This is a genomic window from Nocardioides sp. CPCC 206348 (genome assembly GCF_048654705.1).
GTDB lineage: Bacteria > Actinomycetota > Actinomycetes > Propionibacteriales > Nocardioidaceae > Nocardioides.
This window is the reverse complement of the sequence record NZ_JBMCZA010000057.1, coordinates 8,395-10,636: the sequence shown is the minus strand read 5'-3', so window position 1 is coordinate 10,636 and position 2,242 is coordinate 8,395. Positions and strand designations below refer to the sequence as shown.

General features: G+C 61.2%; 3 protein-coding genes. All 3 read right to left on the bottom strand.

Going from position 1 to position 2,242, the window contains the following annotated elements; all coding sequences use genetic code 11:
* Window positions 1-499 (bottom strand): MlaD family protein (locus tag ACOADB_RS01965; RefSeq protein ID WP_378596230.1); only part of this gene is annotated, 499 nt, incomplete at its 3' end.
* Between the two features lie 5 nt (window positions 500-504).
* Window positions 505-1,365 carry an ABC transporter permease gene (locus ACOADB_RS01960; protein ID WP_378596229.1) on the bottom strand — a complete coding sequence of 287 codons (861 nt, stop codon included), beginning with the start codon at window positions 1,363-1,365 and terminating at the stop codon, window positions 505-507.
* Between the two features lie 8 nt (window positions 1,366-1,373).
* The gene (locus ACOADB_RS01955; protein WP_378596228.1) at window positions 1,374-2,144 is read right to left on the bottom strand and encodes an MlaE family ABC transporter permease; all 771 of its coding nucleotides are present in this window, start codon (window positions 2,142-2,144) and stop codon (window positions 1,374-1,376) included.
* Window positions 2,145-2,242: the final 98 nt, after the last annotated feature.

The window sequence follows — 2,242 nt, the reverse complement described above, 5'->3', positions numbered from 1 at the left end:
AACGGGTGAGCACAGAGGCGAAGTCCTCCAGCAACTGGTTGGCTTCGACGCTGATGTGACTGGCTTCAATGACGTCCCCGGCCTTGATGTGCGTACCGGTTTCGTGACCACGGGCCGTCAACGCAACGTGCTTGTTTCCAAACGCTGTGAGTTGCTCCAGGCTGGCGTCAACGTCGGCGGGAATCTCGTCAAGCATCTCCGGCTTGAGCTTCAGCACGATGTCGACAGTGCCATCGGGGTTGAGGGTGGTCTTGCCGGTACGTCCGACGTCTACGCCGCGCAGTTTGACGATGGTCCCTGAACGCATCTGGAGTCCGGCGCGGTCGCTGCGGACCGTGATGAGCGCCGTTTCGGTGAAGGACTGCTTGTACATGGCAACCGTCAGACCCGCGACTCCTGCCATCAGGCTCAGGAGGGCAATGGCAGCCATCCTGAACCGGAACGTCTCGCTGAGGAAGAACGGCTCCGTCACTTCGTCGGTGTCAGGTGTGTGATTCATGCTTTTCACCCCGAGATCCGGAACGTGTTGACGCCGCCGTAAAGGGCCATGGCGACACAGAGTTGGACGGTGAGCACGGCGACGAGCGATGTCCTCACGGCCTTGCCGACGGCCTCGCCCACACCAGCCGGGCCGCCCGAAGCCGTGTATCCGTAGTAGGTGTGAATGAGGATCACGACAACCGCCACGATGATGGCCTGAATGAATGAGAACAGGATGTCGATTGGTTGCATGAACGTGAACATGTAGTGATCGAAGGTTCCCTCTGATAGCCCGAAGAACCAGACTTGGGTGGTTTTCCAGCCGACCCACGCGCCGACCAACGACATCGCGAAGATCGGACCGACACAGAGCATCCCGGCCACGACTCGGGTGGAAACGAGGTAGGGCATCGAGCGGATGCCCATGACCTCTAGCGCGTCGATCTCCTCCGAGATTCGCATCGCCCCCAGCTGTGCTGTGAATCCTGTGCCGACCGTGGCCGCCAGGGCTGCTCCGGAGATGATCGGAGTGAGAAGACGGGGATTGATGATCGCCGAGGTGAATCCGCCAAGAGCCTCGAGGTTCAAGTCTGCGAGCGCGCGGTAGGTCTGCACGCCACCGGTGATGCCTGCGAAGAACGTGATGAAGAGCGTGATGATGGCCGATCCACCGACAACGGCGAGCGTGCCGTTGCTCATTCCGACCTCGGCGACCAGACGGGTCTGTTCCTTGGGGTAGTGACGCACTGCCCGGGGGGTCCAGGCGAGTGCTTCACCGTAGAACCAGGCCTGCTGGCCCAAGGCGTCGAAGACGCCCATGGGTCCCTTGAAGAACTTCCGTATCCGCCGGCGCATGGACGGCCGTGTATCTGTATGGATTGTCATCGCGTCTCCTAGAGCAACCCGAGCGAGTAGGGAATTTGGGTGAGAAGGATGTTCACCGGGAACAGGGCCATGAAGGTGAAGACGACCGTCTCGTTCACGGCATTGCCGACGCCTTGGGAGCCACCGCCGCAGGTCATTCCGCGGTAGCACCCGATGAGGGACCCAATGACTCCGAAGACGACAGCGCGCAACTCTCCGTGCACCAGGTCGGGGAATCCGACCAACAGCGTCATCGAGTCGACGAACTGTCCCGGGCTTGCGTCCTGCAGGAAGACCGCGAAGATATAGCCGCCGCTCAGCCCGATGAGGATCATCACGCTGTTCAGGAAGAACGCATTGACGGCGGTCGCCAGAACGCGAGGTACCACCAGTCGTTGAATGGGGTCGATGCCCAAGACCTCCATGGCGTCGAGTTCTTCCCGAATCTTTCGGGCACCGATGTCGGCGCAGATTGCGGTCGAACTGGCCCCTGCGATGACGAAGGTGGTGGCGACCGGTCCGATCTGCGTGACCGTGCCGAAAGCTGCACCAGACCCGCTGAGATCGATGGCACCGATCTCGACCAGCACGTTGTTGAACTGGTACGTCACCAATGCCACGAAGGGAATTGCCAGCAGGATTGCTGGTCCCAAGGACACGCTCGTCACGAACCAGCACTGCTGGACGAACTCCCGCCACTGCAGTCGGGTGGTGAACATCGCCACGAACGTGTCCAGCGTGAATCCAATGAAGTCGCCAATCGGGCGGGCGCCTCGGCTGATGACGGACAACGTTGACATTTCAGTGCCTCAGTCTTCTCGAAGGCGACGGCCGGGGGCTGACCGCGTCGGAACGCTTCTGCGGGTTCCGTTCACGGCGCCCACAAGCTCCGGCTCGC